At 71.9% G+C, this 25,638-nt stretch carries 21 protein-coding genes and 1 riboswitch; of the genes, 9 read left to right on the top strand and 12 right to left on the bottom strand.

Going from position 1 to position 25,638, the window contains the following annotated elements; all coding sequences use genetic code 11:
• The first annotated feature begins 256 nt into the window (after positions 1-256).
• A complete protein-coding gene (gene sepH / locus AC07F0_RS18465; RefSeq protein ID WP_478980063.1) occupies positions 257-1,291 on the top strand; it encodes a septation protein SepH in 1,035 nt (344 codons plus the stop codon).
• Positions 1,292-1,401: 110 nt separating this feature from the next.
• Here sepH and AC07F0_RS18460 read toward each other — a convergent pair whose 3' ends face one another.
• Positions 1,402-2,253 (bottom strand): sulfurtransferase, encoded by an 852-nt coding sequence (locus AC07F0_RS18460; RefSeq protein WP_478980061.1) that lies wholly within the window; start codon positions 2,251-2,253, stop codon positions 1,402-1,404.
• Between the two features lie 251 nt (positions 2,254-2,504).
• Here AC07F0_RS18460 and AC07F0_RS18455 point away from each other — a divergent pair, with 251 nt between their 5' ends.
• Entirely contained in the window at positions 2,505-3,308 is an 804-nt protein-coding gene (locus AC07F0_RS18455) for a VOC family protein (protein WP_478980059.1), read from the top strand.
• Between the two features lie 42 nt (positions 3,309-3,350).
• Here the strand turns inward: AC07F0_RS18455 and AC07F0_RS18450 are convergent, their stop codons facing one another.
• From AC07F0_RS18450 to AC07F0_RS18435, 4 genes are all read right to left on the bottom strand, one after another.
• A complete protein-coding gene (locus AC07F0_RS18450; RefSeq protein ID WP_010034989.1) occupies positions 3,351-4,001 on the bottom strand; it encodes a thymidine kinase in 651 nt (216 codons plus the stop codon).
• A gap of 57 nt (positions 4,002-4,058) precedes the next feature.
• Positions 4,059-5,252: an alkaline phosphatase family protein gene (locus tag AC07F0_RS18445; RefSeq protein ID WP_478980057.1), complete on the bottom strand. Its 1,194-nt coding sequence runs from the start codon at positions 5,250-5,252 to the stop codon at positions 4,059-4,061.
• The gene (locus tag AC07F0_RS18440) at positions 5,252-5,848 is read right to left on the bottom strand and encodes a DUF5998 family protein (RefSeq protein ID WP_020270574.1); all 597 of its coding nucleotides are present in this window, start codon (positions 5,846-5,848) and stop codon (positions 5,252-5,254) included. The genes AC07F0_RS18445 and AC07F0_RS18440 overlap by 1 nt, the downstream gene beginning before the upstream one ends.
• A 67-nt stretch (positions 5,849-5,915) precedes the next feature.
• Positions 5,916-8,738, bottom strand: a complete 2,823-nt coding sequence (locus AC07F0_RS18435) for a bifunctional acetate--CoA ligase family protein/GNAT family N-acetyltransferase (RefSeq protein ID WP_478980055.1) — start codon at positions 8,736-8,738, stop codon at positions 5,916-5,918.
• Positions 8,739-8,914: 176 nt separating this feature from the next.
• On the opposite strand from AC07F0_RS18435, the gene AC07F0_RS18430 reads away from it, so the two are divergent.
• The gene (locus tag AC07F0_RS18430) at positions 8,915-9,196 is read left to right on the top strand and encodes an HPr family phosphocarrier protein (protein ID WP_003993478.1); all 282 of its coding nucleotides are present in this window, start codon (positions 8,915-8,917) and stop codon (positions 9,194-9,196) included.
• Between the two features lie 194 nt (positions 9,197-9,390).
• Here AC07F0_RS18430 and AC07F0_RS18425 read toward each other — a convergent pair whose 3' ends face one another.
• The 4 genes from AC07F0_RS18425 to AC07F0_RS18410 form a co-directional block, all read right to left on the bottom strand.
• Positions 9,391-10,086, bottom strand: a complete 696-nt coding sequence (locus tag AC07F0_RS18425; protein WP_478980053.1) for a GntR family transcriptional regulator — start codon at positions 10,084-10,086, stop codon at positions 9,391-9,393.
• A 187-nt stretch (positions 10,087-10,273) separates the two neighbouring features.
• Positions 10,274-11,059, bottom strand: a complete 786-nt coding sequence (locus tag AC07F0_RS18420) for a M23 family metallopeptidase (RefSeq protein WP_436729199.1) — start codon at positions 11,057-11,059, stop codon at positions 10,274-10,276.
• Between the two features lie 13 nt (positions 11,060-11,072).
• A riboswitch (cyclic di-AMP (ydaO/yuaA leader) is annotated at positions 11,073-11,236 on the bottom strand.
• A gap of 190 nt (positions 11,237-11,426) precedes the next feature.
• Positions 11,427-12,815 (bottom strand): M16 family metallopeptidase, encoded by a 1,389-nt coding sequence (locus AC07F0_RS18415; RefSeq protein ID WP_436729200.1) that lies wholly within the window; start codon positions 12,813-12,815, stop codon positions 11,427-11,429.
• Positions 12,812-14,209 (bottom strand): M16 family metallopeptidase, encoded by a 1,398-nt coding sequence (locus AC07F0_RS18410; protein WP_478980051.1) that lies wholly within the window; start codon positions 14,207-14,209, stop codon positions 12,812-12,814. The genes AC07F0_RS18415 and AC07F0_RS18410 overlap by 4 nt, the downstream gene beginning before the upstream one ends.
• Before the next feature lie 440 nt (positions 14,210-14,649).
• Between AC07F0_RS18410 and AC07F0_RS18405 the strand changes: the two genes are divergently transcribed.
• Positions 14,650-17,106: a DNA gyrase/topoisomerase IV subunit A gene (locus AC07F0_RS18405; RefSeq protein WP_436729202.1), complete on the top strand. Its 2,457-nt coding sequence runs from the start codon at positions 14,650-14,652 to the stop codon at positions 17,104-17,106.
• Positions 17,107-17,124: 18 nt separating this feature from the next.
• Here AC07F0_RS18405 and AC07F0_RS18400 read toward each other — a convergent pair whose 3' ends face one another.
• Positions 17,125-18,189, bottom strand: coding sequence for a CobW family GTP-binding protein (locus AC07F0_RS18400; RefSeq protein ID WP_478980049.1), 1,065 nt, complete (start codon positions 18,187-18,189; stop codon positions 17,125-17,127).
• A gap of 156 nt (positions 18,190-18,345) precedes the next feature.
• On the opposite strand from AC07F0_RS18400, the gene AC07F0_RS18395 reads away from it, so the two are divergent.
• Positions 18,346-18,519: a DUF6082 family protein gene (locus tag AC07F0_RS18395; protein ID WP_478980047.1), complete on the top strand. Its 174-nt coding sequence runs from the start codon at positions 18,346-18,348 to the stop codon at positions 18,517-18,519.
• A gap of 14 nt (positions 18,520-18,533) precedes the next feature.
• On the opposite strand, the gene AC07F0_RS18390 is transcribed toward AC07F0_RS18395, so the two are convergent.
• Positions 18,534-19,694, bottom strand: a complete 1,161-nt coding sequence (locus AC07F0_RS18390) for a citrate synthase/methylcitrate synthase (RefSeq protein WP_436729205.1) — start codon at positions 19,692-19,694, stop codon at positions 18,534-18,536.
• Positions 19,695-19,804: 110 nt separating this feature from the next.
• Here AC07F0_RS18390 and AC07F0_RS18385 point away from each other — a divergent pair, with 110 nt between their 5' ends.
• The 4 genes from AC07F0_RS18385 to AC07F0_RS18370 all read left to right on the top strand — a co-directional run bounded on the left by AC07F0_RS18385 (position 19,805) and on the right by AC07F0_RS18370 (position 24,517).
• The gene (locus tag AC07F0_RS18385) at positions 19,805-21,064 is read left to right on the top strand and encodes a citrate synthase (protein WP_478980045.1); all 1,260 of its coding nucleotides are present in this window, start codon (positions 19,805-19,807) and stop codon (positions 21,062-21,064) included.
• Between the two features lie 54 nt (positions 21,065-21,118).
• A complete protein-coding gene (locus AC07F0_RS18380; RefSeq protein WP_478980043.1) occupies positions 21,119-22,063 on the top strand; it encodes a sucrase ferredoxin in 945 nt (314 codons plus the stop codon).
• Positions 22,064-22,166: 103 nt separating this feature from the next.
• Positions 22,167-23,837 carry a sensor histidine kinase gene (locus AC07F0_RS18375; protein ID WP_478980041.1) on the top strand — a complete coding sequence of 557 codons (1,671 nt, stop codon included), beginning with the start codon at positions 22,167-22,169 and terminating at the stop codon, positions 23,835-23,837.
• Positions 23,837-24,517 (top strand): response regulator, encoded by a 681-nt coding sequence (locus AC07F0_RS18370; RefSeq protein WP_478980444.1) that lies wholly within the window; start codon positions 23,837-23,839, stop codon positions 24,515-24,517. Before AC07F0_RS18375 ends, AC07F0_RS18370 begins: the two co-directional genes overlap by 1 nt.
• Positions 24,518-24,546: 29 nt before the next feature.
• Here the strand turns inward: AC07F0_RS18370 and AC07F0_RS18365 are convergent, their stop codons facing one another.
• The gene (locus AC07F0_RS18365) at positions 24,547-25,608 is read right to left on the bottom strand and encodes an ABC transporter substrate-binding protein (RefSeq protein WP_478980039.1); all 1,062 of its coding nucleotides are present in this window, start codon (positions 25,606-25,608) and stop codon (positions 24,547-24,549) included.
• Positions 25,609-25,638 lie beyond the last annotated feature (30 nt).

Here is a 25,638-nt window from a genome sequence, read left to right as displayed (position 1 = left end):
AGCCCTGGGTCCGGTCTCCCGCCAGGGGGTACGGGGCCTTTAAGGACCGCCGGGAGGGGGCTAGTTGCACAGGGTGACAGAGTTCGTCACTTAGCGTTGCGAATAGGTAACCGTGCCATAACGGCGATCCAGGGCCCGCGCCCGACACGCCGGGCAACTCGGCAAGGTTGTGGCAGGCTGCACCCGGGCAGGCCACACTCGACTAGCGGAAGCAGCGACGCACGTGACGTCGGCAGGCACCACCCGGGAGGTCCCCATGCCCGAACTGCGTGTCGTGGCCGTCTCGAATGACGGCACACGGCTGGTGCTGAAGGCTGCGGACAGCACGGAGTACACGCTTCCCATCGACGAACGGCTCCGCGCCGCCGTGCGTGGCGACCGTCCTCGTCTCGGCCAGATCGAGATCGAGGTGGAGAGCCACCTCCGCCCCCGCGACATCCAGGCGCGTATACGTGCCGGCGCGACCGCGGAAGAGGTCGCGCAGATGGCAGGCATCCCCGTCGACCGGGTCCGCCGCTTCGAGGGTCCGGTGCTCGCCGAGCGCGCGTTCATGGCCGAGCGGGCCCGCAAGACCCCGGTCCGCCGCCCCGGCGAGAACTCCGGTCCGCCGCTGGGCGAGGCCGTGGGCGAGCGGCTGCTGCTGCGCGGTGCCGAGAAGGACACCGTGCAGTGGGACTCGTGGCGTCGCGACGACGGCACGTGGGAAGTCCTGCTGGTCTACCGCGTCGCGGGCGAACCGCACTCGGCGAGCTGGACGTACGACCCGCCCCGGCGGCTCGTCCAGGCCGTCGACGACGAGGCGCGCATGCTCATCGGCGAGACCGACGACCTGGCCGCGCCCGAGCCCAGCTTCCCGTTCGTGCCGCGGATCGCCCGGCTGCCGCGCGACCGGCCGCTGGACCGTTCCGCCGACCGGGAGCGGCCCAGCCTTCCGGCGGCGGCGTCCGAGCCGGTGGAAGAGAGCACGGGTGAACGGGACTCGCTGACCAGTCTGCTGGAGGCGGTGCCGAGCTTCCGCGGCGACCTGGTGGTGCCGGAGCGCCCCGCGCCGGAGCCCGAGGAGGAGCCCGTCGCCGAAGCCGAGGAGGAGGAGCCCCCGGCTCCTGCGGCCTCGGCCGGTTCCGCCTACGCGGACGTCCTCATGCCGCGCTCCGTCGGCAGCCACCGCGACCGGCTCATCGGGGCCACCGACCGCCAGGCCGAAGCCGACGGCGTCCGGCCGGGCCGCAGAGCCGCCGTCCCGAGCTGGGACGAGATCGTGTTCGGGACGCGGCGCAAGAAGCAGGAGTAGCCGGATCGGCTGCACGAGGACGAGGGCCGTGCCTTCCGGGCGTGGCCCTCGTCCTCGTTCCGGGTCACCGAGGAGGCTCCCGTCGGGTCACCGAGGAGGCTCCCGTCGGGTTACTGAGGATCCGGTCCCACGGCCACCGGCCGGTCCGGATCGGAGGACCACTCCGACCACGAACCCACGTACAGCTCCGCCGGGATGCCCGCGATCGCCAGGGCCAGCACCTCGTGCGCCGCGGACACCCCCGACCCGCAGTACACGCCGACCCGCGCGTCCTCGGTCACGCCAAGCCCCTTGAAACGCGCGCGCAGTTCCTCGGCGTGCAGGAAGCACCCGTCCGCCGCCACGTTCTCCGTGGTGGGCGCCGACACCGCTCCCGGGATGTGCCCCGCCACCGGATCGATCGGCTCCACCTCGCCCCGGTACCGCTCCCCCGCCCGCGCGTCCAGCAGCACCCCCGACCGTGCCAACGCCGCGGCGGCGTCGGCGTCGAGCAGGCCGGCCCCTCCTGGCTCGGGCACGAAGTCGCCCTCGGCCGGAGCCGGCACGGTCTTCTCCAACGGCCCCTCCCAGGTCGGCAACCCGCCGTCGAGGACTCGCACGTCCGGGTGACCCGTCCAGCGCAGCAGCCACCACGCCCGGGCCGCCGCCCAGCCCTGGCCGCCGTCGTAGACGACCACCGGCTTCCCGGACGACACGCCCGCCCGGCGCATCGCGGCACCGAAGCGCGCGAGGTCGGGCAGCGGATGCCTGCCGCCCTCGCCCGGCGCCGAGGCCAACTCCCGGTCCAGGTCGACGAAGACGGCCCCCGGAAGGTGCCCTTCCTCGTACGCGGCCCGGCCGTCGTACGGCGGCTCACCGGTCGCCTTGGCCATGGTGAGCTGCCAGCGGACATCGAGCAGGACGGGCGGGTTGGCACCCGTCAGCTCGCTCGCGAGATCGGATGCGGAGATGATGGCGTTCATGGCTCCATCCTCGCGCACAGGGGTGGCCGAGCCGTCCGGCTCCGGCTACTGTGCTCGGCCGGAGCGGGACGCTCACGCGCTGTACGGGAACAAGCACATGCTGTACAGCTGAACGACGGGTGCCGACAAGCGCGCCGCAAGGGGCAGCGCACCGCACATCAGGCATTCTCCCGGACAGGGGCCGCCCCGCAGGGCGTTCCCCCGTGGGCTGCGGACAGCGCGCCCACCGCGAGGCCGAGAAGAGAGTGACGATGACCGACGCACGGGAGTCCGCCGGCCCGAACGGCGCAAGACCCGCTCGGCACGCGCCCGGCACGCCCTGCTGGGTGAGCCTGATGGTGCACGGGCCGGACGCCACCCAGGAGTTCTACGGAACACTGTTCGGCTGGGAGTTCCAGCCGGGCCCCCGGCAACTCGGCCCGTACGTACGGGCGCTGCTCGACGGACACGAGGTGGCCGGCATCGGCCAACTGCCGCCGGACCGTCATCTGCCCATCGCGTGGACCCCCTACTTCGCCTCGGAGAACGCGGATCTGACCGCCGAGACGGTGCGCAGCTGCGGCGGCACGATCGGCGTGGGCCCGCTGGACGCCGCCGACGCGGGCCGCCTGGCGATCTGTTCCGATCCTTCGGGTGCGGTCTTCGGCATCTGGCAGGCCGCCGCGCACCTCGGCACGGCCGTCTCGGGCGCCCCCGGCACGCCCGCCTGGAACGAGCTGCTGACCTTCGAGTCGGCGAGCGTCGCCAAGTTCTACCGGTCGGTGTTCGGCTACCAGGAGGAGCCGGTGGTGTCCGCCGACTTCGACTACGTGACCCTGCACCTCGGGGACCGGTCCGTCGCCGGCATCCACGGGCTGGGGCAGGCCCTGCCCCGCGACCGGGGCCCGCACTGGGTGACGTACTTCCAGGTCGACGACGTCGACGACGCGCTGGACCACCTGGTGCATCTGGGCGGGCAGGTCCTCAAGCCGGCCCATGACACGGCGCACGGCCGGGTGGCGATGGTGGCCGACCCGGAGGGGGCGCGGTTCGCGCTGGTGCGACGGCAGCGCTGATGCTCTGCCGACCTGCCGGGGGCGAAGGGCACCGCCCGGTGGTCAGGAGGACGACACCGGCAGCACGTCCGGGGACAGGGCCGCCGCGCGGGCCGTCGCCGAGGTCATGCGGCGCCTGTGGTGGCGGCGGCACAGGACCTCGTAACCGACCTCGTCGGCGGAGTGGGTGACGTCTCCGACGACCACCTGGGCGCCCTCGACGACCATGACGCCGCCTATCGTGCGGGCGTTGTGCGTGGCCCGGGCGCCGCACCAGCACAGGGCCTCGACCTGGAGCACCTCGACCCGGTCGGCCAGTTCCACCAGCCGCTGGGAGCCGGGGAACAGCTTGGAGCGGAAGTCGGTCGTGATGCCGAAGGCGTAGACGTCGAGGCCCAGGTCGTCGACCACCCGCGCGAGTTGGTCGATCTGCTCCGGCGCGAGGAACTGCGCCTCGTCGGCGATCACGTAGTCCGCGCGGCCGCCCTGCGAGAGGTGGTCGACGAGGTAGGCGTAGAGGTCCTGGCCGTCCTCGACCTCCACCGCGTCCGTGACCAGGCCGAGGCGCGAGGACAACTTGCCCTCTCCGGCGCGGTCGTCACGCGAGAAGATCATGCCCTGGAGGCCGCGCGCCGAGCGGTTGTGCTCGATCTGGAGAGCCAGCGTCGACTTCCCGCAGTCCATCGTTCCGGAGAAGAACACCAGCTCGGGCATGTCGAGTTGAGCACCTTTCGGCGAGAGAGGCCAGGCGTGAGAGATCGGGGTGGGGCTTCAGGAGCGTACTTCGAGCAGCGGGACCAACTGCTCGGCGGGGGTCATCGAACCGTGGTTGCCGACCATCGCCGACTCCTTCGGCTCCCGCTCGGAGGCGATGATCAGGACGTCGTCGCGCGCGGCGGCGACCACGTCGCCGATCCGGCCGTGCACCCGTTCGTCGATCTTCGGGCCGAACCAGCCCGCCGCGATGGCCTCGTCGCGTGAGGCCACCCAGAACTGCTCGCCGAGTACCTCGCGCCAGCAGGTCAGGACGTCGCCGGCGGCACCGGGCACCGCGTAGACGTGCCGGGCGCGGCCCTCGCCGCCGAGCAGGGCGACTCCGGCGCTCAGCTCCCAGTCCTCGTCGAAGTCCATGCGGTGCTCTTCGTCGAAGGGCACGTCGATCATGCCGTGGTCGGCGGTGACGTAGAGGGCGCTGCGCGGCGGCAGTTGCTCGGCCAGGCGCTGGACCAGGCGGTCGGCGTACATGAGCTGGCCGCGCCAGGTGTCGGAGTCGACTCCGAAGCGGTGGCCGGCGCCGTCGACCTCGGCGAAGTACGTGTAGACCAGGGAGCGGTCCCCCGCGGCCAGTTGCTCGGCCGCCAGGTCCATACGGTCCTCGCCGGTCAGCCGCCCGAGGAACGTTCCGCCGCTGAGCGCGACCTTGGTCAGCGGGGTGTTCTCGAACGTCGGGGACGACACCTGCGCGGCGTGCACGCCCGCCTCGTGGGCCAGCTGGAAGACCGTCGGGTACGGCTGCCAGGGGCCGGGCGGAGCCCAGGGCTGCCAGCGCAGCTGGTTCATCAGCTCGCCCGTGTCCGGGTTGCGCACGGTGTAGCCGGGCAGGCCGTGCATGCCGGGCGGCAGGCCGGTGCCGACCGAGGCAAGGGAGGTGGCCGTGGTCGCCGGGTAGCCGGCGGTGAGCGGACGTCCGGTGCCGCCGCGCGAGGTGGCGAGCAGGGACGTCATGAAGGGGGCGTCCTCGGGGTGCGCCCTGAGCTGCTCCCAGCCGAGGCCGTCGATCAGGAACACGCAGTTGCGGTCGGCGGGGGTCAGCTCGGAGATCGCGGCGCTCATGCCCGGTACGCCCAGGCCGGCGGCCAGCGTGGGCAGCAGGTCGGCGAGGGAGCCGCTGCCGTACTCGGGGACCGGGGCGGAGGTGACGGTGAGCGGTTCGGGGTGGTGGTCCCAGGTCGTCTGGTGTGCCATCAGCGAGCGGTGTCCGCGGTCGCCTCGGAGAGCGCCTGCGCGAAGGCGAGTGCCTGGCGCACGGTCTCCGGTCCGTCCCCCGCCTCGCTGACGCGCAGGCTGAGGTCGTCCGCCGTCGAGTTGCCGGTGTAGCCGTGGTCCGCCTCGCAGTTGGGGTCGCCGCAGGCGGCCGGCTCCAGGTCGATGCGGGAGACGGCGCCCCAGCCGATGGTGAGGACGACCTCACGGGGCAGGGTGCCCGGCTTGTAGGACTCCGGGTTGGCGACCACCCGGCTGACCACGATCGACGAGATGCGGCTCATCTTCACGGACTCCGTCGACGTCGTGGCGTACGGCGTCGGGGAGGTGCTGTCGGCGGCCTGTTCGTCGGTGTGGCTGACGATGAAGCGGTGGTCGGTGAGGACGAGCACCGTCACATGCCGCCGCACCTCGTTCTGGTCGAACGTCGTCTCCTGGTGGACCAGGTACGACCTGATGGGCTCGCCGCCCACGGCGGCCTCCACCGCCTCGGCCACGAGGGCCGGGTAGTAGCCGCTGCGCTCGATCGCCGCCCGCAGCCCCTGGGTCGTCGTACTGGTCTTGGCCATGACGCCCATCCTACGGGGGACCACTGACTGCGAGGCACCGCTCGCCCCCTGTCAGTACGCGGGGAGGGTTCCGCTGTCAGTACGCGGGGAGGGTTCGCGGGCCGAGGTCGTCGCGGGCGGGCGGTGGTGCCAGGCGGACGGATGCGCCCAGGACGCTCAGGCCGTGCGAGGCGACGATGACCGGCTCGAGGGTGACCGCGACGACCTCGGGATGGTCGTCGACCAGCCGGGACACCCGCAGCAGCAGCTCCTCCAGGGCGCGGGTGTCGGCCGGTGCGGAGCCGCGCCAGCCGAACAGCAGGGGTGCGGTGCGGATCGAGCGGACCAGCGAGGTCGCCTCCTTGTCGGTGACCGGGATCAGCCGGTGGGCCGTGTCCCCGAGCAGCTGCGAGACGGCCCCGGCCAGCCCGAAGGAGAGCACGGCTCCGGCCGCGGGGTCGATGACGGCCCGGACGACGACGTCCACGCCCCGTGGCGCCATCCGCTGCACGACGGGGCGCAGCTCCTCCGGTGCACCGAACAGCTCGGTCAACTCGATGTACGACCTGAGCAGTTGGTCCTCGTCCGCGAGGTCGAGGCGTACGCCGCCCAGGTCGGCGCGGTGCCGCAGGTGCAGGGCTGTGGCCTTGAGGGCGACGGGGAAGCCGAGGGTGCGGGCTGCCTCGGCGGCGGCGTCGGGGGTCGGGGCGGGCAGGGCCCGGTGGACGTGGATGCCGTACTGGCCGAGCAGCTGGCAGGTCTCGTCCGTGCCGAGCGTGAGTCCCTGCCCGCGCGCGAGGAGCCCGTCGATCAGCGTGGCGGCGCCCTTCTCGTCGATGTCCTCGTACTCGGGCACCTTGCCGGGGTCGGCGGCACCGCGCCGCCACTGCGCGTAGCTGACGGCCTGCGCCAGGGCGCGGACGGCGCGCTCGGCGGCGGGGTAGGCGGGGATGAGGTGCTCGCCCTCGGGGGCCTCGGCGGTGGGGAGTCGTTCTTCGGCGGATGCCGGGCGAGGGACGACGTGTGGAGGATGGTCCGCCTCGGCCTGCGGTGCCGTGCTCGCCGCCGCCGACAGGGCCTCCGCCAGGCCGCCGAGCTCCACGTGCACCACCAGGACCGGCTTGGCCGGAGCCGCGGCCGCCGCCGAGCGCAGCGCCTGCGCGAGGGCCGCGTCCGCGACCGAGCCCTCCCCCACCGCCGGGATGGCGGTGACGACGACCGCGTCGCACTCGTCGTCGGCCAGCGCGCGTGACAGGGCCGCGTGGAAGTCCGCCGCGGAGGCGGCCGTGGTCAGGTCCTGCGGTGCATGCGGACGCAGCCCCTCGGCGAGGCACGCGTCGTACGTGAGCAGGCCGAGCGACTCGGAGTTGCCGAGGATCGCCACCCGGGGCCCGGCCGGCAGCGGCTGGCGGGCGAGCAGCAGCCCGGCGTCCACCAGCTCGGTGATGGTGTCGACGCGGATGACGCCGGCCTGCCGAAGCAGCGCGGAGACCGTCGCGTGCGGCAGCCGGGTCGCCCGTACGGCGTGCCCCTGGGGCGCGGCCGCGTGCCGGGCGCCCTGGACCACGACCAGGGGCTTCGCCGCCGCCGTGCGGCGGGCGAGGCGGGTGAACTTGCGGGGGTTGCCGATGGACTCCAGGTACATGAGGACGACGTCGGTGTCCGGGTCCTCGTACCAGTACTGGAGGACGTCGTTGCCGGAGACGTCGGCCCGGTTGCCCGAGGAGACGAACGTGGAGACGCCGGTCACGCCCGTGACGCCGCCGCCGCGCCGGTGCAGCCGGGACAGCAGGGCGATGCCGATGGCCCCGGACTGGGCGAACAGGCCGATCCGGCCCGGCCGCGGCGTCTCGGGCGCGAGGGAGGCGTTGAGCCGCACCCGCGGGGAGGTGTTGATGATGCCGAAGGCGTTCGGCCCGATGATCCGCATGCCGTACGTGCGGGCCTGACGCACGAGCTCGCGCTGGCGTTCGCGCCCCTCGGTGCCGCTCTCGGCGTATCCGGCGGAGACCACGACCAGCCCCTGCACGCCGTGTTCGCCGCACTCGGTGACGACCTCGGGCACGTGTTCGGCCGGCACGGCGACGACCGCGAGGTCGACCGGGCCGTCGATGTCCCGCACCGAGCGGTGGGCGGGGACCCCGTCGAGTTCCTTCTGCCCCTCGGGCAGTGCCTTGTTCACGGCGTAGAGGAGGCCGGTGTACCCGGCGTCGCGGATGTTGCCGAGGACGCTGCGGCCCACGCCGCCCGGGGTGCGCCCGGCTCCGATGACGGCGACCGAGCCGGGCGCGAGCAGCCGCTGCACGGACCGGGCCTCGGCGCGGTGCTCGCGCGCGTACTGCACGGCGAGGGAGCGGTCGGTGGGTTCGAGGTCGAACTCCAGACGGACGACGCCGTCCTCGAAGCTGCGCTTCTGGGTGTACCCGGCGTCCGTGAACACCTTGATCATCTTGTTGTTGGCGGGCAGCACCTCGGCGGCGAAGCGGCGGATGCCGCGCTCGCGGGCGACGGCGGCGATGTGTTCGAGGAGAGCGGAGGCGACGCCCCGGCCCTGGTGGGCGTCCTGCACCAGGAAGGCGACCTCGGCCTCGTCGGCGGGTGCGGACGCGGGCGTTCCGTCCGCGCCGATCCGGTCGTAGCGTACGGTGGCGATGAACTCGCCGCCGACTGTGGCCGCGAGTCCCACCCGGTCCACAAAGTCGTGGTGCGTGAAGCGGTGGACGTCCTTGGCGGACAGGCGAGGGTACGGCGCGAAGAAGCGGTAGTACTTCGACTCGTCGGAGACCTGCTCGTAGAAGCTGACCAGGCGCTCGGCGTCATCAACGGTGATGGGCCGGATGCGCGCGGTGCCACCGTCGCGCAGCACCACGTCGGCTTCCCAGTGGGCGGGATACTCGTGCCGGTCCGGCGAGGTCTGCATGGGCCCCAGAGTACGTCTGGCGTCCGACAGCGGCGCGAGGCAGTCTGTGGAGGGCGTCAGTCGGGTCGAGGCCGCGACCCGACGGCACCCCGGGCGGTACACCATGACCGCTCCGGCGCAGCTTCACGTATGGGAAACTGGTCTAGACAACCCTGAGAACCGAAGGGCAGCAACACATGGCTGAGCGCCGCGTCAACGTCGGCTGGGCCGAGGGCCTCCACGCCCGCCCCGCCTCCATCTTCGTCCGAGCCGCCACGGCCGCAGGCGTCCCGGTGACGATCGCCAAGGCAGACGGCAACCCCGTCAACGCGGCCTCCATGCTGGCCGTCCTCGGCCTCGGTGCCCAGGGAGGCGAGGAGATCGTCCTCGCCTCCGACGCCGAGGGTGCGGACGCCGCCCTGGACCGGCTGGCGAAGCTGGTCTCCGAGGGTCTCGAGGAACTGCCCGAGACCGTCTGAGCGTTCTTCCGCGCCTGATCCGGTACCCCCTGGTCCGGTGCAACCAGAAGGGCTCGTCCGAATTCATCGGGCGAGCCCTTCACCATTCCCGGCCGCGGCTCGCCATTTCCTGTCACGGGGTCGCGAATTCCCCGTTCCCGGGCAGCAGAAATAATCCCCCGCGAATTACCTGCTCTTTGTATACGGCTCTCGTGTTAATGCCGCAGGCTCGCCGTGTTTACGGGATGTTGCGAGTTCCTCACACGCTCCGCCCGCTCCCCGGGGGAGCCGAAACGCAGCCGGTGCGCGGCCGTCGCGCGCTCGGTGTGCAGCGCCGTGACCGCCCGCGCGCGCTCGCTGTCCCCGCGCGCCACCGCGTCCACGATCGCGCCGTGCTCGGCCCAGGACTCCACGGGCCCGACCGACGCCTCGACGGTGTACATCCAGGCGATCTTGTGACGGAGCTGGGTCAGCATCGAGGTCAGCGCGGGGCTGCCGGAGGCCTGTGCGAGCGTCTCGTGGAACCAGCCGCCCAAGGAGCGCAGGTCGTCGCTGTGGCCCCGGCGAGCGCGCTCCTGGCCGAGCCGGACCAGGCCGCGCAGGACCTTCAGATGGGCCTCGGTGCGGCGCTGGGCGGCGCGGGCCGCGCCGAGCGGCTCCAGCAGCAGCCGCATCTCCAGCAGGTCGGCCGCCTCCTGCTCGGTGGGTTCGGCGACGCACGCGCCCGCGTGCCGCCGGGTCACCACGAAGCCCTCGGCCTCCAGGGTGCGCAGGGCCTCCCGGACCGGGACGCGCGAGACACCGTAGCGGCGGGCGAGGAGTTCCTCGGTCAGCCGGCCGCCGCGTTCGTAGACACCCGCGACGATGTCGTCCCGGATGGCCGTGCACACCGAGTGCGCCGGAATGCGCATGACCGACCTCCGTTTAATCCCCGTGAAACGTCGACTAGTGACACGTGTTCCGTGACTCTATTGCAATGAGCCGGAATTTCCGACGGCAGACCGGAATCCAGGGATATTTTTTGGACAGCCGGGCGTCACAAACGCAGAAAGCCCCGGCTCGGGGAGCCGGGGCCTCGGGAAGCGGAGTGGTACGCCGTCAGACGCTCACGCCGTGCGAGCGGAGGTAGGCGACCGGGTCGATGTCGGAGCCGTACTCGGGGCTCGTACGGGCCTCGAAGTGCAGGTGCGGGCCGGTGACGTTGCCGGTCGCGCCGGACAGGCCGATCTGCTGGCCGGGGGTGACCTTCTGGCCCACCGAGACGCCGATGGACGACAGGTGGCCGTACTGGGTGTACGTGCCGTCGTTCATCTTGATCACGATCTGGTTGCCGTAGGAGCCGCCCCAGCCGGCCTCGACGACCTCTCCCATGCCGACCGCGTGGACGGAGGTGCCGTTGGCGGCGTGGAAGTCGATGCCGGTGTGGCTGCCGGAGGACCACAGGCCGCTGCTGGCCTGGTAGCCGGTGGAGACGTACGAGCCGGAGATCGGGGGCACGAAGGTGTTGAGGCGCTTGCGCTCGGCCTCGCGGGCGGCGCGTTCCTTGGCCTCGCGGGCCTTCTCGGCGGCTTCCTTGGCCTCCTTGGCCGCCTCGGCGGCCCGCTCACGGGCGGCCTCCTCGGCCTTCTTCTTGGCGGCGGCTTCCTCGGCGGCCTGCTTCTGGGCGGCGGCCTGGGCGTCGATCTGCTGGGCAACGGTGTCACCCATGGTGACGACGGGGGTGAGGCCGGTCTGCTCGACGGCGGGCTCGGCGGCGAAGGCCGGGGCGGCCACGGTGCCGATGACACCGGTGGTGGCGAGGGCCGCGACGCCCGCCGCGCGGGCCGTGCCGCGCTGCATCCGGCTGGGACGACGATGCTTCCCGGTGGCGCGGGTGAACGCCATGGAGTGCCTGGTCCTTTCCTTCCTTCTCGCCTACCGGGTTAGCTGACGGGTTCGGAGCAGGAAGGTCTCCTACGGACCCCCTCGCGGCTCGCGCGGGCGTCCGATTCACCCCAGGGACTGCGGTGGGTCCCCGGCTCCCCTGGCTCGCGCCGTACGGGGACTCGGCGATGACTGTCCGGTGCCGCGGGTGCGGCGCACTGCCTGACGAACAGCCCGGACGAACCTAAGCGGGGCCACTTTCAATTCCCAAACGGATCCCGGTTTTTGTAGCGCATCCCACAGGGCAGACAGGCAACCTCCGCACCAATTCGGGCATAAAGGAGCCCTGGTGCCTTAGAAGACAACCAGGGCCCCTGCGCGCGTGCTCCTACTCGGCGGCGACGACCGAGACTTCACCGATGCCCAGGGCCTCGACCGGGCCCTTGATCTGCGCCGCGTCACCGACGAGCACGGTCACCAGTCGGTCCACCGGGAAGGCGCTGACGGCCGCCGCGGTGGCCTCCACGGTGCCGGTCGCGGCGAGCTGCCGGTACAGCGTGGCCTGGAAGTCGTCGGGCAGGTGCTGTTCGACCTGGTCGGCCAGCGTGCTCGCGACGGCCGCCGCCGTCTCGTACTTCAGCGGCGCCACGCCGACCAGGTTCTGCACGGCGACGTCCCGCTCCGCGTCGGTCAGCCCCTCGGCGGCGAGCGTGCGCAGCACCGTCCAGAGGTCCTGGAGGGCAGGGCCGGTGTTGGGCGTGTCCACGGAGCCGCTGATGGCGAGCATCGCGGCACCGGTCCCGTCCGGGGCGGACCTGAGGACCTGGCCGAACGCCCGTACCCCGTAGGTGTAACCCTTCTCCTCGCGCAGCACGCGGTCCAGGCGGGAGGTGAGGGTGCCGCCGAGGCAGTACGTGCCGAGCACCTGCGCGGGCCACACGCGGTCGTGCCGGTCCGGGCCGATGCGGCCGATCAGCAGCTGCGTCTGGACGGCGCCGGGGCGGTCCACGATGACGACACGGCCCGTGTCGTCGGCGGTCACCGGCGGCACCGGGCGCGGCTCGGCCGCGGAGCCGGTCCAGGCACCCAGCGTGTCGCCGAGCAGGACGTCGAGGTCGATGCCGGTGAGGTCGCCGACGACCACGACCGTGGCCGTGGCGGGCCTGACGTGCCTCTCGTAGAAGGCGCGTACGGCCGCGGAGTCGATCGCCGCGACCGTCTCCTCGGTGCCCTGTCGGGGCCGCGACATGCGCGAGTCCGCCGGGAACAGCTCCTTGGAGAGCTCCTTGGCGGCACGGCGGGCGGGGTTGGCCAGCTCGTGCGGGATCTCGTCGAGGCGGTTGCGGACCAGCCGCTCGACCTCGCTGTCCGCGAACGCGGGGGCCCTCAGGGCGTCGGCGACCAGGCCGAGTCCCTTGGCGAGCCGGGAGGCCGGCACCTCCAGGCTGAGCCGGACGCCGGGGTGGTCGGCGTGCGCGTCGAGGGTGGCACCGGCGCGCTCCAGCTCGGCGGCGAAGTCCTCGGCGGAGTGCTTGTCGGTGCCCTCGGAGAAGGCCCGGGCCATGATCGTGGCCACGCCGTCGAGGCCGGCCGGCTCGGCGTCCAGGGGGGCGTCCAGCAGCACCTCCACGGCGACGACCTGCTGGCCGGGGCGGTGGCAGCGCAGGACCGTCAGGCCGTTGCCGAGCGTGCCGCGCTCGGGGGCCGGGAAGGCCCACGGCTTGGCCTCGCCCGCCTGCGGCTGGGGGTGGAAGTCCATCGTGGCGAGCTCGGTCACTTGGCCGCCTCCTCGTTCTCGTTCAGGGCCGCGGCTGCGGTGTCCTCGGTGGTGTCGGCGTCCTCGGCGGTCTCCGCGTCGCCCGTCTCGCCGGCGACGGGCTCGTAGACGAGCACCGCGCGGTTGTCGGGCCGCAGGCGGGCCTTGGCGACCTCCTGGACCTCCTCTGCCGTCACCTCCAGCACGCGCTGCACGGCGGTCAGGGCGAGCTGCGGGTCGCCGAACAGGACGGCGTACCGGCACAGTTCGTCGGCGCGGCCGGCGACCGTGCCCAGCCGGTCCAGCCACTCGCGCTCCAGCTGGGCCTGGGCGCGCTCCATCTCCTCGGCCGTGGGGCCCTCCTCGGCGAACCGGGCGAGCTCCTCGTCGATGGCGGACTCGATGACCGGGACCTCCACGTCACCGGACGTCTTCACGTCCAGCCACCCCAGAGAGGGCGCCCCGGCGAGCCGCAGCAGGCCGAAGCCGGCCGCCACGGCCGTACGGTCCCGCCGCACGAGGCGGTTGTACAGGCGGGAGGACTCGCCGCCGCCGAGGACGGTGAGGGCCAGGTCGGCCGCGTCGCACGCGCGCGTGCCGTCGTGCGGCAGCCGGTAGGCGGCCATCAGGGCGCGCGCCGGGACCTCCTCCTCGACGACCTCGCGCAGCTGCTCGCCGATGATCTCCGGCAGCTCGCCGTCCCGCGGCGCGGGCTTGCCGTCGTGGCCGGGGATGGAGCCGAAGTACTTCTCGATCCAGGCCAGGGTCTGCTCCGGGTCGATGTCGCCGACGACGGAGAGCACGGCGTTGTTCGGCGCGTAGTAGGTGCGGAAGAACGCTCGGGCGTCCTCCAGGGTGGCCGCGTCCAGGTCGGCCATCGAGCCGATCGGGGTGTGGTGGTAGGGGTGGCCCTCCGGGTAGGCGAGGGCGGTCAGCTTCTCGAAGGCGGTGCCGTAGGGGACGTTGTCGTAGCGCTGTCGGCGCTCGTTCTTGACGACGTCCCGCTGGTTCTCCATCGACTCGTCGTCGAGCGCGGCCAGCAGGGAGCCCATGCGGTCGGCCTCCAGCCAGAGGGCGAGCTCCAGCTGATGGGCGGGCATCGTCTCGAAGTAGTTGGTCCGCTCGAAGCTGGTGGTGCCGTTCAGCGAGCCGCCCGCGCCCTGGACGAGCTCGAAGTGGCCGTTGCCCTTGACCTGGGCGGAACCCTGGAACATCAGGTGCTCGAAGAGGTGAGCCAGGCCGGTACGCCCCTTGACTTCGTGGCGCGAGCCGACGTCGTACCAGAGGCATACCGCCGCGACCGGGGTCAGGTGGTCCTCGGAGAGCACCACGCGCAGGCCGTTGGCCAGGCGGTGCTCGGTCGCTGTCAGGCCCCCGGAGCCTGCCTGGGCTGTGGCCGTGTGACCCATGGGCATGTACGTCCCTTCGATCGCGGCGCGGTCGCTCGAACCGCGGTTTTCCTGGCGAGTCCTGCCACTGTATGCAAGCGTGCGGGGCCCTGGTGAAGTTCCCGGGGGGCGTACGCGGAGAGCGTGAGAGGGAAGCGGCCGGGGCGGTGCGCGGTGGTCACGGCGGGCCGGGCCCGGGGCCGGGAAAAGACCGGCGGAAGACGCCGGAGTCGCCGGCCCGACCGGGCCGGAAGACCCCGGAGCCGCCGGGCCCGGCCGGGCGGCCCGCGGCAGTCCTCCCGGCAGCGTCCGGTCCGCCGCCCGGGCCCGGCGAGAGGCGCCCTTGCCCCGGGTACGAACCCTGCCGGGGAGGCCGTAGACCGGGTCCTGGTCCCGGTTGTCAGTGCGGCGGTCCACAATGGTCGGCGTCAGATCTCGTTCAACGCTTCAGCAAGGAGCCGGCAGCGATGGCCCGCCGCAGCACGAAGACCCCGCCGCCCGACGACTCGTACGAGGAGAGAATCCTCGACATCGACGTCGTCGACGAGATGCAGGGCTCCTTCCTCGAGTACGCGTACTCGGTCATCTACTCCCGCGCCCTGCCCGACGCGCGCGACGGTCTCAAGCCGGTGCACCGCCGCATCGTCTATCAGATGAACGAGATGGGCCTGCGCCCCGAGCGCGGGTACGTCAAGTGTGCCCGCGTCGTCGGCGAGGTGATGGGCAAGCTGCACCCGCACGGCGACGCGTCGATCTACGACGCGCTCGTGCGCATGGCGCAGCCCTTCTCGATGCGTGTCCCCCTGGTCGACGGCCACGGCAACTTCGGCTCGCTGGGCAACGACGACCCGCCGGCCGCCATGCGGTACACCGAGTGCCGGATGGCCGAGGCGACGAGCCTCATGACGGAGTCCATCGATGAGGACACCGTCGACTTCAACCCGAACTACGACGGCCAGGAGCGGGAACCGGTGGCGCTGCCCGCCGCCTTCCCGAACCTCCTGGTCAACGGCGCCTCGGGCATCGCGGTCGGTATGGCCACGAACATGCCGCCGCACAACCTGCGCGAGGTGATCGCCGCCGCCCGCCACCTGATCAGGTACCCGAACGCCGATCTCGACGCCCTGATGAAGCACGTGCCGGGCCCCGACCTGCCCACCGGCGGCCGCATCGTCGGCCTGTCCGGCATCCGCGACGCCTACGAGACCGGCCGCGGCTCGTTCAAGATGCGCGCCACGGTGGCCGTGGAGGCCGTGACGGCCCGCCGCAAGGGCCTCGTGGTCACCGAGCTGCCCTTCACGGTCGGCCCGGAGAAGGTGATCGCCAAGATCAAGGACCTGGTGGGCTCGAAGAAGCTCCAGGGCATCGCCGACGTCAAGGACCTCACCGACCGCGAGCACGGTCTGCGCCTGGTCATCGAGATCAAGAACGGCTTCGTGCCGGAGGCGGTCCTGGAGCAGCTGTACAAGTTGACGCCGATGGAGGAGTCCTTCGGCATCAACAACGTCGCCCTGGTCGACGGCCAGCCGCTCACGCTGGGTCTGAAGGAGCTGCTGGAGGTCTATCTCGACCACCGCTTCACGGTCGTGCGGCGGCGTTCGGAGTTCCGCCGCACCAAGAAGCGCGACCGGCTGCACCTGGTCGAGGGTCTGCTGACGGCCCTGCTGGACATCGACGAGGTCATCCGCCTCATCCGCTCCAGCGAGAACTCCGCTCAGGCGAAACAGCGCCTGATGGAGCAGTTCTCGCTGAGCGAGGTGCAGACGCAGTACATCCTCGACACGCCGCTGCGCCGCCTCACCAAGTACGACCGCATCGAGCTGGAGACCGAGAAGGACCGGCTCAACGCGGAGATCGAGGAACTGACCCGGATCCTCGACTCGGACACGGAGCTGCGCAAGCTCGTCTCCAGCGAACTTGCCACGGTCGCCAAGAAGTTCGGCACCGATCGGCGGACCGTCCTGCTGGAGTCGGGTGGCGCCCCGGTCGCCACGGTGCCGCTCCAGGTGGCCGACGACCCGTGCCGGGTGCTGCTGTCCTCGACGGGGCTGCTGGCCCGCACGGCGAACGGCGAGCCGTTCCCGGAGGACGCCGGCGCCAAGCGCGTCAAGCACGACGTGATCGTCTCGGCGGTGCCGGCCACCGCCCGGGGCGAGGTGGGGGCGGTCACCTCGGCGGGCCGGCTGCTGCGGCTGAACGTGATCGACCTGCCCCAGCTCCCGGAGTCGATGCCGGCGCCGAACCTCGCGGGAGGTGCCCCGCTGGCGGAGTTCGTCTCCCTGGAGGACGACGAGACGGTGGTCTGCCTGACGACGCTCGACGAGTCGTCGCCCGGCCTGGCGCTCGGCACGGCGCAGGGCGTCGTCAAGCGCGTGGTGCCGGACTACCCGGCCAACAAGGAAGAGCTCGAGGTGATCACCCTCAAGGAGGGCGACCGGATCGTCGGCGCGGTCGAGCTGCGCACCGGCGAGGAGGACCTGGTCTTCATCACCGACGACGCCCAGTTGCTGCGCTTCCAGGCGTCCCAGGTCCGCCCGCAGGGCCGCCCGGCCGGCGGTGTGGCCGGCATCAAACTCTCCGAGGGCGCGAAGGTCATCTCCTTCACGGCGGTGGACCCGGCCGTCGACGCCGTGGTCTTCACCGTCGCCGGCTCGCGGGGCACGCTGGACGACTCCGTGCAGACGACGGCCAAGATGACCCCGTTCGACCAGTACCCGCGCAAGGGCCGCGCCACCGGCGGTGTCCGCTGCCAGCGGTTCCTGAAGGGCGAGGACTGCCTGTCCCTGGCCTGGGCGGGCCCGGCCCCGGCGCTCGCCGCGCAGAAGAACGGCACCCCGGCCGACCTCCCGGAGATGGACCCGCGGCGTGACGGCTCGGGTGTGTCCCTGGCGAAGACGGTGGCCGTGGTGGCGGGGCCCGTCTAGGGCGCTCCGGCGGCGGGCTCAGGCAGGTTCCGCCTCTGCCGGGTCCTCCTCCGGGTTCGGTACGTACCTGAGGACGCCCCACATGCCGCGCTCGTCGGCGTGTGGGGCGTCGCTCCTGCACGCGCCGAGTTCCTTGTCGAGGGCGGGGGCGTCGATGCCGGAGCCGATGAGGACCAGCTGGGTGAGGCGTCCGCCACCGGCCGGCCAGGGCTCCGGGTAGAAGCGCAGGAACCGACCGACGGCATGGACGGCGTAGCGGTTGTGGACGTCGTAGGGCCCGAAGTCGATATAGCCCTTGATCCGGTACAGCCCCTCGGGACGGCTGTCGAGGAACTCCATGAGCCGGCGCGGGTCGAGGGGCTCCTCCGAGACGAACGACAGGCTGTCGTAGGCGCTGTGCAGGTGCTCGGCGTGGTTGTCCGCGCCGTGCTCGTGCAGGTCGTCGAAGGACAGCTGCCCGACGCGTTCCTCGCTCGGCCGGCAGTCGAAGAGGAACTCGGGGTCGATCCGGCCGTAGGAGGCCGGGACGACGGCGGCGCGGTCGACGAGGGAGCGGACCAGTCCGAGGACGCGTTCGCTGTCCGCCGCCCGGTCGAGCTTGTTGACCACGACGAGATCGGCCAGCGCGAGATGCCGGTCGATCTCCGGGTGCCTGGACCGGGTGTCGTCGAACTCGGCGGCGTCCACGACCTCGACCAGTCCGCCGTACACGATCCCCGGATGCTCGCTGGCGAGCACCATCCGCACGAGTTCCTGCGGCTCGGCCAGCCCGCTCGCCTCGATGACGATGACATCGATGCCGAGGGCGGGTTCCGCCAGCCGTTCCAGGTACTGGTCGAGTTCGCTCGCGTCGACGGCACAGCACAGACAGCCGTTGCCGAGCGAGACCGTCGAGTCGCCGAGCGCTCCCGCCACGGCCATCGCGTCGATCTCGATGGCCCCGAAGTCGTTGACGATGGCGCCGATACGGCTGCCGCCGCTGCGGTGGAGGAGGTGGTTGAGCAGTGTGGTCTTCCCCGAGCCGAGGAATCCGGCCAGGACGACGACCGGGATCTGCTGCGGTTCCGGGCTCGGCAGGCTCACCGTGCGACCTCTCTCACGCCGACGCGTGCACCGGCTCGCGTTCCCGGCACACGTATGAGGATGGGATGCCGCTCCAGGATACGAGCCGTCGTGATCCCGGTGAGGTGATCGGTTGTCAGCGGCCTGCGCAGGGCAGATGTTGGGCACGGCGAGGAGTTGCTCGAGTACGCTCGCACTCTTCTCCAGAGCCCCTTGTTCCACCGCTACTGGGAGGCTTCCCGTGACGCGAAGGAGGGCCTTTCACCGGACAGTCACGAGGGTCGGCTCTTTCGGATCTTCGAGCAGGCCTTCCCCGAAGCCCAGACGCGCGGAACACGCAATCCACCGTGACGTGCGGCAGGCACTCAGACGTCCCCACTCACTTGCGGAGCCGGCCCCACGTAGCGCGCCACCGGCCTGATGATCTTTGCATCCTCGGCCTGTTCCAGAATGTTGGCGCTCCAGCCCACCACGCGCGCGGCGGCGAACGTCGGTGTGAACATCTCGCGCGGCAGGCCGCAGAGTTCCATGACCACGCCCGCGTAGTACTCGACGTTGGTGTGGAGTTCACGGCCGGGCTTCAGCTCCGTCAGGATCGCCTCGACGTGCCGTTCGACCTCCACGGCGAAGTCCACCCGCGGGCCGCCGAACCCCTGGGCGACCTCGCGCAGCATCCTCGACCTGGGGTCCTCCGTGCGGTAGATCGCGTGTCCGAAGCCCATGATGCGCTCACCGGCGAGCACCCGCTGCCGCACCCAGGAGTCGATGCGGTCCGGGGTGCCGATCGCGTCCAGGGTGTCCAGCGCGCGACTGGGCGCTCCCCCGTGCAACGGCCCCGACAGGGCCGCCACCGCACCGGCGAGGCACGCCGCCACGTCCGCACCCGTCGAGGCGATGACCCGAGCCGTGAAGGTTGATGCATTGAATCCGTGATCAATGGTTGAGATCAGGTATTGCTCGACCGCCCGTGCGTGCCGCTCCGTCGGCACCGAACCGGTCAACATGTACAGGTAATTGGCCGCGTACGACAGGTCCTCGCGCGGCTCCACCGGCTCGAGCCCTTTGCCCAGCCGGTGCAGCGCGGTGAGCAGTGTGGGTACGGCCGCGGTCGCCTCGATGGTGTCCTGCCTGCGCCGGTCGGCATCGATGTCGTAGACGGGCCGGAAGCCCTTGGCCGCCCCCAGCAGCGACAGCGCCGTGCGCATCCCGGCGAGCGGGCCGGAGCGCCCGCCGGCCGTCGCGATGGCCGGCAGGGCCGCGCGGACCTCGTCGGGCAGCCGCCGCAGCGCCGCGGTCCGCGCCGTGAAGGCGGCGCTCTGCCCGGCGTCCGGCAGCTCACCGTGCACGAGGAGATGCCAGACGTCCTCGAAGGCGCGGGTCCGCGCGAGGTCGACGGCGGAGTACTGCCGGTAGTGGTAGAAGCCCTCGACGCCACGGACGTCACCGATCCGGGTGTCGGTGACGACGACACCGGCGAGTCCCCGCGGTGCGTCGATGAGAGCGGTTGCGGACCTGTTGACGGACATGTCTTCCTCCCTGGACTTGATTCGACTGTCCATGGTTGACTTGAGTTATGTCAATATTGATTGAGTCAACATATCAGTCAATGGGCCGCTAGGCGGATACGGTGACCCCCATGCGCGATCAAGAACCCGCCCCCCTCGACGCGGAACGGCGGCTGAGCACCAAGGAGGCCGCCGAGTTGCTCGGCGTGAAGCCGGAGACCGTGTACGCGTACGTGAGCCGCGGTCAGCTCAGCAGCCGGCGGGTGGCCGGCGGCCGGGGCAGCACCTTCGACGCCAGGGAGGTCGAGGCACTCGCCCGGCGCAACAGGCGGGAGAGCGCGGGGAGTTCCCCCTCCGTCGGCGAGTTGTCCGTACGGACCCGCATCACACTCATCGAGACCGACCGCTACTACTACCGCGGTGTCGACGCGGTCGACCTGGCCACGCGGCACACCTACGAGGAGGTCGCCGAGTGGCTGTGGACCGGCCGGATGCGGCCGGGCAGCACCTTCACCGCGCCGGCCTCCTCGGTCGCCGTGGCCCGCCGCGCCGTCGACGCGCTGCCCGAACACGCCGCGCCCACCGACCTGCTGCGCGTCGCGACGATCGCCGCCGCGACCGCCGACCCCCTGCGCTTCGACCTGTCCGAGGACGCCGTGCTCGGCACCGCGCGCACCCTCATCCCCACGCTGGTCGCCGCCCTGCCCCCGGCGTCGCACGACCGCCGTGACGAAGGCCCCCTGGCCCACCGCCTGTGGACCAGGCTGTCAGCGCAGAAGGACCCCGACGAGGCGTCCCTGCGTGCCCTGGACACCGCGCTCGCCCTCCTCGTCGACCACGACCTGGCCGCCTCCACCCTCGCGGTGCGCGTCGCCGCGTCGGCCCGTGCCCACGCCTATGCGGCGGTCTCCGCCGGACTCGGGGTGATCGAGGGCCCGCTGCACGGCGCGGCCAGCGGGCTCGCGCACCGGCTGCTCCAGGACGTGCTCGACCAGGGCGACGCGGCACCGGTGATCGCGGACGAACTGCGCGCGGGCCGCCGTATCCCGGGGCTCGGCCACCGGCTCTACCCGGGCGAGGACCCACGCGCGCGTGCCCTGTTCGCCCTCCTGGAGCAGATCCCGCGCGCGGAACCCGCCCTCCTCGCAGCCCGCGACATCGTCGAGACCACCGCCCGCCACGCCCCGCTGCACGCCAACGTCGACCTCGCGCTCGCCGTGCTCACCACGTCCTGCGGCATGCCCCCGACCGCGGGCGAGACGATCTTCGCGGTGGCCCGTACGGCGGGCTGGGTCGCCCACGCCCTCGAGGAGTACGGCGAGCGCCCGCTGCGCATGCGCCCGAGCGGTCTCTACGCGGGGCCGAAGCCGCCGCAGCCACTGCCGGAGTAAGGCAAGGGCGGGGCCGAAATGAGCCGCGGTGCAACTCAGGTTAGGCTCACCTCTGTGAGTACGTGCTCAAGCGTCTCCCGGGACTCCGACGAGCCCGTTGCGGGAACCGCGGCCACCGCGAGGACCTGGCTGTTGCTGGAACAGCCCGGTCCGTGGGGTGCCAAGGCGCTCACTTCGAGCCACCTGGACCCCGCGCTGGGCCGCGCCCTGGAAGCGGCCGCCAAGGACACGGGCGTACGGATCGTGCTCATCCGCCGCCCCGGACGCCACGCGGACCGCCGGATGCCCGCCACCCGCCAGGTGTACGCGGCCCACACCGTTCCGGGAAACGTGTGGCTGCACGGCGCCACCACCTCGGATCCCGGGCAGCTCCTCGATCTCGACTTCGCCGCACTCGGCCGGGGCGACCACGGCACCTTCGACGCGGTGCTCGGCGGACGGCCCGACGCCGGTGATCCGCTCGCCCTCGTCTGCACCAACGGCAAGCGTGACCGCTGCTGCGCCCTCCTCGGCCGCCCTCTCGCGGCCGAACTCGCCGCGTCCGGGGCCGAGGGCGTCTGGGAGGTCACCCATCTGGGTGGTCACCGCTTCTCCCCGACAGCGCTCGTGCTGCCGTACGGATACGCGTACGGCCGGGCCGAGGCGCACACCCTCAAAGAGGTCCTGCAGGGCGCTCGGGAGGGGCGGATCGTCGTCGAGGGGTGCCGGGGCAGCTCGGCCTGGGAACGGCCCGGCCAGGCGGCCGAACTGGCCGTGCGCACCAGGACGGGCGAATACGCCGCGGAGGCGCTGAGCGTCGTACGGACGGCCGGCGCCGCCCCGCGCTGGGAGGTGACCGTCGCCCACGCGGACGGTCGCCGCTGGCGGGTCGAGGTGGCCCAGGGCGCGGCGCTGCCGCCCCGGCCGGAGAGCTGTGGAGCGGCGGTCCTCGGTTCGCCCGCGCGGATGGACGTGGCGGCGGTGCGCGAGGTGAGGATGACGACGGCGCTCGCCGGCTGACCGGTCCGCCGACCGCGGTCCGGGCCGTCTCCTCAAGCATTGATCAAGAGATCCACGCCACACCCGTTACGGCAGGTAGCCGGCCCCACGTACCTTCTTGGGTATGAGCCCCACTCCCTCCGCACGCCGCCGGCGCCTCGGCCTGCCGCGGCGGGTGTTCTCGCAGGTGCTGCTGATGCAGGTGGCGATCGCAGCGGGAGTCGCGGTCCTCGCGACCGGGCTGTTCCTCGCGCCCCTGAGCGACCAGCTGGACGACCAGGCGATGCGCCGCGCGCTCGCCATCGCGCAGACCACCGCGCAGCAGCCGGGCCTCGCGGAGGAGGTGAGGGACACGCCTCCCTCACCGAACGGTCCGGTGCAGCAGGAGGCGGAGCGGATCCGGAAGGCCACCAAGGCCGAGTACATCGTGGTGATGGACTGGCGGGGCGTGCGCTGGTCGCACACCGACCCGAAGCAGATCGGCGGCATCGTCTCGACCGACCCCGGCCAGGCCCTGGCCGGCAAGGAGGTCATGGAGATCGACAGCGGCACCCTCGGCCGCTCCGCCCGCGGCAAGGTTCCGCTGCGCGACAGCGACGGCACGGTCGTCGGCGCAGTCTCGGTCGGCATCGCCTACGACAGCGTCCGGGCGCGGCTGATCCACGCGATCCCGGGGCTGCTCGCGTACGCCGGAGGCGCCCTGGCCGTCGGCGCCCTGGCCGCGTGGCTCATCTCGCGGCGGGTCCACCGGCAGACCAGGGACCTGGCCTTCTCGGACATCGCGGCACTGCTGTCGGAGCGGGAGGCGATGCTGCACGGCATCCGGGAAGGCGTCGTCGCCCTGGACCGCAGCGGTCGGATCCGCCTCGTCAACGACGAGGCGCAGCGCCTGCTGGGCATCGGGGACGGGGTGGTGGGCCGCTCCCCCGACGAGGCGCTCGGCACCGGCCGTACGGCCGACGTGCTGGCCGGGCGCGTGACGGGCACGGACCTGCTCACCGTGCGGGGCCAGCGGGTGCTGGTCGCCAACCGCATGCCCACCGACGACGGCGGCGCCGTGGCCACCCTGCGCGACCGCACCGAGCTGGAGCAGCTGGGCCGCGAGCTGGACTCCACCCGCGGCCTGATCGACGCCCTGCGCGCCCAGGACCACGAGCACGCCAACCGTATGCACACCCTCCTGGGGCTGCTCGAACTGGAGATGTACGACGACGCCGTGGAGTTCGTCGGCGAAGTGGTCGGTGACCACCGGGCCACCGCGGAACAGGTCACCGAACGCATCGCGGACCCGCTGCTCGCCGCCCTGCTGGTCGGCAAGGCGACCGTCGCGGCCGAGCGGGGCGTCGCCCTGTGGGTGTCGGACCGGACCAGGCTGCCCGACCGGCTGATCGATCCGCAGGGGCTCGTCACCGTCGTCGGCAACCTGGTGGACAACGCCCTCGACGCCGTCGCGGGCAAGCCGCACGCGCGCGTGGAGGTCGAACTGCGCGCCGAGGGCCGTACGGTGATCCTCCGGGTGCGCGACACGGGCCCGGGAATCCCGCCGGAGCACCAGGAGTTGATCTTCACCGCGGGATGGTCCACGAAGAAGCCGCCCGCGCACCGAGAGCGGGGCATCGGGCTCTCCCTGGTGCGCAGGCTCGCCGAGCGGCAGGGGGGCAGCGCGACCGTCGGCAATGCTCATGGCGGGGGTGCGGAGTTCACCGTCGTCCTGCCGGAGGCGCTGGCCGAGCCGGGCCCGGAGCCGGCCCTGACCGTGCCGTCAGCTCCGCGGACCGCCAAGGAGGAGTCGTGATGATCGAGGTCCTGGTCGTGGACGACGACACGAGGGTCGCGCGGGTCAACGCCGCCTACGTCGAGAAGGTGCCGGGCTTCCATGTCGCGGGCGAGGCCCACAGCGCCGCGGAGGCGCTGAGCCGGCTGGAGACGCTGCCCCGGCTCGACCTGGTGCTCATGGACCACTACCTGCCGGACGAGACGGGACTCGCGGTCGTGCAGGAGATGCGCCGTCGCGGCCACCAGACCGACGTGATCATGGTGACGGCCGCCAGGGACGTGTCCACCGTGCAGGCGGCGATGCGGCACGGCGCGTTGCAGTACCTGGTCAAGCCGTTCGCCTTCGCCGGTCTGCGCGCCAAGCTGGAGGCGTACGCGGAGTTGCGCCGCACCCTCGACGGCGGCGGGGAGGCGGAACAGGCGGAGGTGGACCGCATCTTCGGGGCGCTGTCGGCCCCCTCCGAGCCGGATCTGCCCAAGGGGCACTCCCCCACCACCGCGGAGCTGGTCCGTCAGTCCCTGATGAACGCCGGCGGGCCGCTGTCCGCCCAGGAGATCGCCGAACGGACCGGAGTGAGCCGCCAGACCGCCCAGCGCTATCTGAAGCTCCTGGAGCGCACGGGACGGGCCAGGCTGACCCTGAAGTACGGTGACGCGGGCCGCCCGGAACACCGTTACGTGTGGGCGACCCGCGCTTAGGGCCTGTCAGTCTGAGGCCGTTTCGGCTGTCAGCCCGTGGCCTTCTTCGCGAACTCGGTCGTGTAGGTCCGATTCAGGTCGATCTTGGCGTTCTTGATGTTGGGATTGAACGCCTTGAGTACCTTCTCGACCGTCTCGGGCCCGTCCGCGGGCATCACGCCGTCCTTGGTGAACATCGGCAGCGTGCTCTTGATTGCCTGTGCGTAGAGGGCCTTGTCGCCCTGCGAGTAGTCGGCCGGCATCCTGGCAGCGATCTGGGACGCGCTGTGCGTGGACATCCACGTGAGCGTCTTGACGAATGCGTTGACCAGCTTCTGGACGGTGGCCTTGTGACTGTTCACCCAGTCCGTCTGCATGTACAGACTTGACGACGGATACGGACCCCCGAGCGCCTCCTGGGACCCCTGCGGCGTCCGCATGTCGAGAAGGATTTTGCCCACCTTCTTGTCCAGGACCTGCGCCACCGTCGGATCGGTAGTCATGCCGCCGTCGATCGAGCCCTTCTGGAGCGCCGAGATGAACGTCGGGCCGGCACCGACGGCGACCGGCGTGAAGTCGCTGACACTCACGCCGTTCTTGACGGCGAGGTACTTGGTGAGGAAGTCGGTCGAGGAACCGAGGCCGGTGATGCCGAGCTTCTTGCCCTTGAAGTCTTTGGGCGAGGTGATGTCGCCCGCTGCCTTGGAGGAGACGATCTCGACCTCGCCCGGCGCGCGCGAGAACTGCACGACCGACTCGACCTGCTTGCCCTTGGTCTGGAGGTCGAGGGTGTGGTCGTAGAAACCGACGGCCCCTTGGACCTGGCCGGAGACCAGCGCCGTCTCGGCCTGGACGCCGGCGGGCTCGCTCAGCAACTGCACGTCGAGTCCCTCCGCGTCGAAGTAACCCAGCCGCTGGGTGAGCATGGCGGGCAGATAGATGACCTTGTCCAGGCCGCCGACCATGATCTTGACGTGCTCGCCCTTGCCACCGCCTCCGCTCCCTGAGCCGGTCGACGCCGTACTGGCGGCGTCATTGGCACAGGCGGTGAGCGAGGACAGGGCGAGCAGGCCGACGGCGGCCAGGGCGGCGTATCGGGCGTTGGTGCGCATGGCGGTTCACGTCCTTGTGAAGGGAGGAAA

This window comes from Streptomyces sp. NPDC045955 (genome assembly GCF_056430805.1).
This window is presented reverse-complemented; position numbering and strand designations above follow the sequence as displayed.